General features: G+C 67.6%; 6 protein-coding genes. 2 read left to right on the forward strand and 4 right to left on the reverse strand.

Going from position 1 to position 6,526, the window contains the following annotated elements; translation table 11 throughout:
* Window positions 1–377: 377 nt before the first annotated feature.
* Window positions 378–1,259 carry an EamA family transporter gene (locus tag RTN46_RS15985; RefSeq protein WP_312182865.1) on the forward strand — a complete coding sequence of 294 codons (882 nt, stop codon included), beginning with the start codon at window positions 378–380 and terminating at the stop codon, window positions 1,257–1,259.
* 66 nt (window positions 1,260–1,325) lie between these two features.
* Here the strand turns inward: RTN46_RS15985 and RTN46_RS15990 are convergent, their stop codons facing one another.
* The 4 genes from RTN46_RS15990 to RTN46_RS16005 all read right to left on the reverse strand — a co-directional run bounded on the left by RTN46_RS15990 (window position 1,326) and on the right by RTN46_RS16005 (window position 5,743).
* Entirely contained in the window at window positions 1,326–2,513 is a 1,188-nt protein-coding gene (locus RTN46_RS15990; RefSeq protein ID WP_312182866.1) for an ABC transporter permease, read from the reverse strand.
* A complete protein-coding gene (locus RTN46_RS15995) occupies window positions 2,510–3,394 on the reverse strand; it encodes an ATP-binding cassette domain-containing protein (RefSeq protein ID WP_312182868.1) in 885 nt (294 codons plus the stop codon). Before RTN46_RS15995 ends, RTN46_RS15990 begins: the two co-directional genes overlap by 4 nt.
* Before the next feature lie 109 nt (window positions 3,395–3,503).
* Window positions 3,504–4,223, reverse strand: a complete 720-nt coding sequence (locus tag RTN46_RS16000) for a response regulator transcription factor (RefSeq protein ID WP_312182869.1) — start codon at window positions 4,221–4,223, stop codon at window positions 3,504–3,506.
* An 83-nt stretch (window positions 4,224–4,306) separates the two neighbouring features.
* On the reverse strand, window positions 4,307–5,743 hold the full coding sequence (locus RTN46_RS16005) for a histidine kinase (RefSeq protein ID WP_312182871.1): 1,437 nt from the start codon (window positions 5,741–5,743) through the stop codon (window positions 4,307–4,309).
* 199 nt (window positions 5,744–5,942) lie between these two features.
* Here RTN46_RS16005 and RTN46_RS16010 point away from each other — a divergent pair.
* Window positions 5,943–6,526 (forward strand): M20 family metallopeptidase (locus RTN46_RS16010; protein ID WP_396157944.1); only part of this gene is annotated, 584 nt, incomplete at its 3' end.

Consider the following 6,526-nt stretch of genomic DNA (forward strand, 5'->3'; position numbering starts at 1 on the left):
CGGGGGTGCGCCCGGTGCGGGCGGCCCCGGCGAACCTCCAACCGGCGAACGTCCAACGGGCACACCGCCCACTGGCGAGCCGCCGGCCCAGCCCTAGCCCGGCTGCGGACCTGCCCAGGGTGCACCCTGGGCTGCGGGGAGGAACGCGGTTCCCGGGAGGGACGGCCTGAAGGACATATTTGCCACCGGATCGGACCCGTCAATAGGCTTCGGGTATGGACCCGATGAGCAACCTGGGCTGCAGTGCCCGCAGGGGACCGTCCACGCGCCCCTGACGGGCACCGCGGATTCTCCTACCTTCATTTCCTGAGCGGCTGCCTGTCGTCTGACATCCCCGTCAACGACCGGTCCTTCGGTCTGCCCAGAAATGGTTTCCCGTGTTCCAGAATCTCTCCCCGCGTCAGCGCGCCCTGTTGGGCGCACTCTTTGTGCTGGTCGGTTCGATCAGCATCCAGATATCGTCAGTGCTCGCCAGCACCGTTTTTGCCATTGCGGGGCCGCTGGGTACCAGCGGCCTGCGGCTGTCGGTCGCTGGCCTCATCCTCCTGGCAATTGCCCGCCCGCGAATCCGGGCCATAAGCCCGCGGGCATGGGCCGGGATCCTGCTGTACGGAGCGGCCATGGCCGCCATGAACGTGCTGCTCTACAGCGCTATCGAGCGAATTCCCCTCGGATTGGCGGTAACGCTCGAGTTCCTCGGCCCGCTGGCGGTCGCCGGGTTCGGGGCGAAAGGCAGCCTGGACCGGATCCTGCCCGCCGTGACCCTCCTGGGCGTGGCGGCTGTTGCCGGAGTCCATACGGGCTTCGACCTGCCCGGCGTCGTTTTTGGCCTGGGGGCGGCGGTCGCGTTCGGTCTGTATACGCTGATGGCCGGCCGGGTGGGCGAGGACAGTGCAGGCATCCAGGGCCTGGCGCTGTCCGTTGCGGTTGCAGCCGTCCTGCTCCTGCCGTTTTCCGCGCCGGCCGTTCCTCGGCTGGGTGCTTCGGAGTGGACCACTGTGCTGGTGTCCGCGCTGCTGGGGGTCGCCCTCGCCTACACCTTGGATTTCCTGGCCACGAAACTAACCTCCCCGCGGGTGGTCGGGACACTCTTCGCGATAGATCCGGCAGCCGCCGCCGTCGTTGGCGCCATCGCCCTGGGCCAAGGGCTGAGCACGACGGCGGTGGCCGGCGTCGGCCTGGTCATCGCTTCGGGGGCCGCCATCATCTGGCGGAGCGGGAGCCCGGGCCGTGGCTCCGCCGCCGAAGTCCGGGCATAAAAGCAGCCGGTGCTGGTTCGGAATTCCCCAACCAGCACCGGCCGCTTTTTCACCTGAGCGGTGGCGCTACTGCTCCAGCTTCATTGCCTTGCGCAGGGTCAGGGCGCCGCCGCTCTGCATCACGGCGCGGCGGTAGATCTTCTCACCGAAGCGCAGCAGGGCGTACGCAGCGGCCAGGGCCAGAGCCAGGGACACCAGCGTTTCCCACAGCGGAACCTCTCCGCTGAGCATCCGCACCGGCATCGCCACGGAGGAGACCACCGGCACGAAGGACGCGATCATCAGCACCTGCCCCTTGGCGAACAGACCGCCGAACAGCGCCACGATGATCACGGTGAGCACCGGCCCGGAGCTGTTGTTCAGGTCCTCGGATCGTGAGGCCATCGAGCCGATCATGGCCCAGGCGGAGGCAAGGATCAGGAACCCGGCCAGGAAGAAGACCAGGAACCAGCCCGACGCCGGGATGATGGTGCCCACGGTGTCTGCCGTTCCGGTGAAGGTCAGGGTGAGCAGGGCCGCTCCGGCGTAGAGGGCCAGCTGGATCATGGCCAGGATTGTGTTGCCGGCGACCTTGCCGTAGAGCAGCTGCCGGATCGGAATGGCCGTGGCGAGGATTTCCACCACCCGGTTCTGCTTCTCTTCCAGCACCGAGGTGGCAATCGCCATGCCGAAGACGATCGCGGCCATGTAGAAGAGGAACGCGAAGACGAACCCGGCGAACTGGGCCAGGAACTGGTTCTCGGTATTGCCGTCCAGCAGCGCGGTTGCGAATTCGCTGCCGTCAAGCAGTGCCTCCGGGGTGGTTCCCGCGTCTGTGGCGTTGAGCGCCAGGGCGTGGGCGCGCAGGGCCTCAGCCAGTCCCTGCTGCAGGCCGCCGGACAGCTCCTCGTTGCCGGTCAGGGTCCAGGTGCCGCCGTTCTCCTGAGTCAAGGCGGCTTCGGCATCCCCGGACTTCACCAGCTCCAGGGCTTCGTCCGTCGAATCTGTGGTCACGGCTTCATAGCTGGTGTTCCCGCCGTCGGCCTGCCCGGTTTCGTGGGCAATGGCGACGACGGCGCTTCCGGCGGTATCCGTGACAGCCACGGTGTATTCATCGGCCTTGGTGCTGAGGTAGGCGTTGAAGACCACCGCACCGACAATCAGCACCAGGGTGACGAGTGTGGAGATGAGGTAGCTGCGGTCACGGGCTTTGACCATGACTTCGCGCAGGGTGACGATGGCCCACGGCGGGGTGGGGCGGGCGGTGGTGCTCATGCTGCGGTGACCTCACGGTAGATTTCGCTCAGGGACGGCCGGATCGGGGCGAACTCCTCCACGGAGCCGCGGGTAAGGGCGGTGGCGAGCAGCCGCTGGCTGGCCGCCGCGTCGTCGAACTGCAGGATGGCGGTGGGCCCGGCGACGTCGAGGACCTGCACACCGGGCTCGTCCCGGACCCAGCCGGCGTCAGGGGAGACCGTGATGCGGTGCCGGTTCACGGCTTTGGCCCGCAGATCATCCCCGGTGCCGGAGGCGATCACGCGGCCCTGCTGCAGGACCACCATGTTGTCGCAGAGCCGGTCGACCAGATCCAGCTGGTGGCTGGAGAAGAGCACCGGCACCCCGGCAGCGGTGCGCTCGCGCAGCAGCTCCACCATGGAATCCACGGCCACCGGATCCAGGCCGGAGAACGGCTCGTCCAGGATCAACACGTTCGGGCGGTGCAGCAGCGCCGCAGCAATCTGCACCCGCTGCTGGTTGCCAAGGGAGAGCGATTCCAGCTTGTCCTTCGTCCGCCCGCCCAGCCCGAAGCGGTCCAGCAGGTCAAGGGCCCCTTTCCGGGCCGCGGACTGGCTCATCCGGTGCAGCTGGCCCAGGTACACCAGCTGGTCCAGGATCGGCTGCTTGGGGTAGAGGCCGCGTTCCTCGGGCATGTAGCCGAAACTGGAACGGGCATCGGCCGTGAGCGGGGCGCCGTCGAGCAGGACCTCGCCGGCACTGGCCGTGAGCACCCCCATGATCATGCGCATGGTGGTGGTTTTGCCGGCGCCGTTGGCACCAACGAACCCGGTCATCTGACCGGATGGGACATCAAAGCTCACCGCGTCGACGGCGGTTTTCTCGCCGAAGCGGCGGGTGAGATTTTGGACCTGCAGCATGGGGGACTGCTCCTTTCCCGGGGATACCGGGAGGTTGTGGACTAACTACTTCCTCAACCTTAGGAACAAGTGGAGATCAGCGGATCGGCCGTCCGGGTGAATCCGCCGGTTAGGCCGCGCTGCCGCCCTCGCCCGGAAGAATGAGTCCGGATTCATAGGCGAACACCACCGCCTGCACCCGGTCCCGCACCTGGACCTTGGCCAGCAGATTGGAGACATGGGTTTTTACGGTCGCTTCGGCCACGAACATTCGGGAGGCGATCTCCGCGTTGCTCAGCCCGGTGGCAACGAGCTCCAGGACCTCGCGCTCGCGGGCGGTCAGTGATTGCAGCAGTTTCTGCTGCGCCGGATCGGAGTGCGGCCCGGTGGGAACGGCCGCGTCCGCGGCGGCCTGCTCGGCGTCGAGCTGGCGGGCGAAGCGTTCAATCACCCGCACGGTCACCTCGGGTGCCAGCAGGGCATGGCCGCCGGCCACCGCGTGCACCGCGCTGACCAGGTCATCCGGGTCAGCGTTCTTCAGCAGGAAGCCGCTGGCGCCGGCGCGGATCGCGTCGAAGAGGTAGTCGTCGCGTTCGAAGGTGGTGAGGATGATGACCTTGGCCAGGCCGGCGTCCACAATCTGTTCGGTGGCACGGATGCCGTCCAGCACGGGCATCTGCACATCCATGAGGATGACGTCCACAGGGTGCGCCGCCGCGAAGTCCACGGCCTCCTGGCCGTTGGTCACCTGTCCGACAACCTCGATCTCCTCCTCGACGGAGAGCATCATGGCGAAGCCGGAGCGGACCAGCGCCTGGTCATCGGCGAGCAGCAGGCGGATCGGTTCCATCTCAGTCCTTCATTCTTCCGGCAGCCCGGTGCCACCCCCGGAACCTAACCTACCGGCGGTGGGAGAGGAGGCGCCAACCGCCCTTAGCGCAGGGTAAAACGGACCCGCACCCGCCAGCCGCCGCCGTCGCGCGGACCGATCTCCGTGGTGCCCCTGTGCAGCGCCGCACGCTCACGGACTCCGCGCAGCCCGTAACCGGAGCCCGCCGTGCCGTGGCGGGGATGGCCGCCGTCGACCGTTTCCACTTCCACCCAGCGCTGGTTCCCCGCCGGATCGGCGGTGGTGCCGGTGCGCAGGGCGACGACGGCGGAGCCCGCGGTTGAGTGCCGGCGGACGTTAGCCAGCGATTCCTGCACCGTCCGGTAGACGGACAGCGCCAGCGGGGCGGGCAGCCCGGCCAGCGCTCCCGGGACATCTTCGACCTGGTTGAAGATGACGGCCAGGCCGTTGCCGCGGTACTCCTCAACGAGCGCGGGAAGATCATCGATATCGGGTTCGGGCTGGCGCTGCCGATCCGGGTCCGTTTCCGGACTTTCCGTGTCGGTCGACCGCAGGACACCCAGCAGGGCCCGCATCTCCGCGACCGCGTCACGGGAGGACGCTTCAATGGTCTGCAGCGCACCGGCGGCGGCCTCGGGCTTTTTCGCCATAACCCGCCGGGCCGCGCCGGCCTGCACGCCGATCACGGCAATATGGTGCGCGACGACGTCGTGCAGCTCGCGGGCGATGCGCAGCCGTTCCTCCACAACCGCCTTGCGCGCCAGATCGGCTGTCTGACATTCCAGCTGGACGGCCTGGTCGGCGAGCTGCTCGCGCTGATGGGCGCTGCGCCAGGAATTCATGCCGAACATGATCGCACCGCCGAAATAGGCGGCGTTGACCACAAAGGTGTACAACGCGTAGGAGGTCATGGGCGGGAGAAGTCCATACGATTCCCCGGCCTTCAGGCCGAAAGCAGCGATCATTTCGTCGTAGCCGCTGGACAGGGCCAGGTTCAGGACGATCCACAGGGCCATCGCCGCCACCACCACAGTGACGCCCAGCCAGAGGATCCGCCGGTTCCTGGCCCACGCCACAGCACTGTACAGAGAGGCGAAATAAGCGGCCTGGAAGCCGATTTGTCCAAAAATTTCCGGAACCGTGAGGCCCACCACCAGGAATGTCGCGGAGCTGAGGACCATCACTGCCACCGGGTACCGGCGCCGCAGGATCAGGGGCAGGAACAGCACCGCCTGGGCCAGATGCTGTTTCCAGGGGTTGCCCGTCTCTTCGCCGCCAAAGGCGAATCCGCGCATCAGCTCGAGCATCAAGGCGCTGAGGACCAGCGCAATGCCAACGCCCACGATGTCCCGGCGCAGGCCCTCCGCTCCGGGGCCGGGGCGTTCCCACTCGTCGTCGGCCCGCCACGGCATGCTCTGGCGCAGGTTCCGGAACCACCCTGCCAGGCCCCGGCGTTCGAGGGAGGCCTCGGGACCGAGAGGACGTTCGGCTGCTTGCCCGGGCAGGGGAGTTTCGATCATGGCCACAGTTTATGGCGGAGGGCCGGGCGGGCGGCTCCGCCGCGAGGCGGAGAGCAGGCAGTGACATATTCGGTGTATTTGGTTACGGATTGAGTACTGCCGTGCAGGCGCACGCCGTGGCCGGTGCCTTCCGGAGCGCCGGAGTGGTTTACTTCGTCCGGGGTGCAATGCTCCGATTGCTGTTGGAATGACCGTGAGGATGGACATGTTTGCTGCCGAAGGACTGGCATTGCTGCCCGGGCTGGTATCGCTGCGCCGTGAGCTGCACCGCGAGCCGGAAGTTGGGCTGCACCTGCCGAAGACCCAGGAGCGGATCCTGGATGCCTTGGACGGCCTGGGCCTGGAAATCACCACCGGCCGTTCCCTCAGTTCGGTGACTGCCGTGCTCCGCGGCGGCGAGGAGGGCCCGGCGGTGCTGCTGCGCGGCGACATGGATGCCCTGCCCGTCGAGGAACTCACCGACCTGGAGTACGCCTCCACCAACGGGGCGATGCATGCCTGCGGCCATGACCTTCACGTCGCGGGCCTGGTAGGCGCCGCCCGGCTGCTCGCCGCACAGCAGCAGGACATCTCCGGGAGCGTCGTATTTATGTTCCAGCCCGGGGAAGAGGGCGACGGCGGTGCCGGGCTGATGATCGACGAAGGCGTTCTGGAAGCGGCTGGCGAACGGCCGGTGGCAGCGTACGGCGTGCATGTCCGCCCCGGCCCGCTCGGTGTCTTCCGCACCAGGCCGGGCACCCTGATGGCCGGCGCCAATGAACTTCGCATCAGCGTGCACGGTTC

The sequence above is a fragment of the Arthrobacter sp. genome (genome assembly GCF_031988865.1).
Taxonomy (GTDB): Bacteria; Actinomycetota; Actinomycetes; order Actinomycetales; family Micrococcaceae; genus Arthrobacter_B.

What these genes read in the sequence shown, in the direction of transcription:
- RTN46_RS15990 (WP_312182866.1), bottom strand. Translation starts at nt 2,513, where the DNA reads ATGAGCACCACCGCCCGCCCCACCCCGCCGTGGGCCATCGTCACCCTG.
- RTN46_RS15995 (WP_312182868.1), bottom strand. Translation starts at nt 3,394, where the DNA reads ATGCTGCAGGTCCAAAATCTCACCCGCCGCTTCGGCGAGAAAACCGCC.
- RTN46_RS16000 (WP_312182869.1), bottom strand. Translation starts at nt 4,223, where the DNA reads ATGGAACCGATCCGCCTGCTGCTCGCCGATGACCAGGCGCTGGTCCGC.
- RTN46_RS16005 (WP_312182871.1), bottom strand. Translation starts at nt 5,743, where the DNA reads ATGATCGAAACTCCCCTGCCCGGGCAAGCAGCCGAACGTCCTCTCGGT.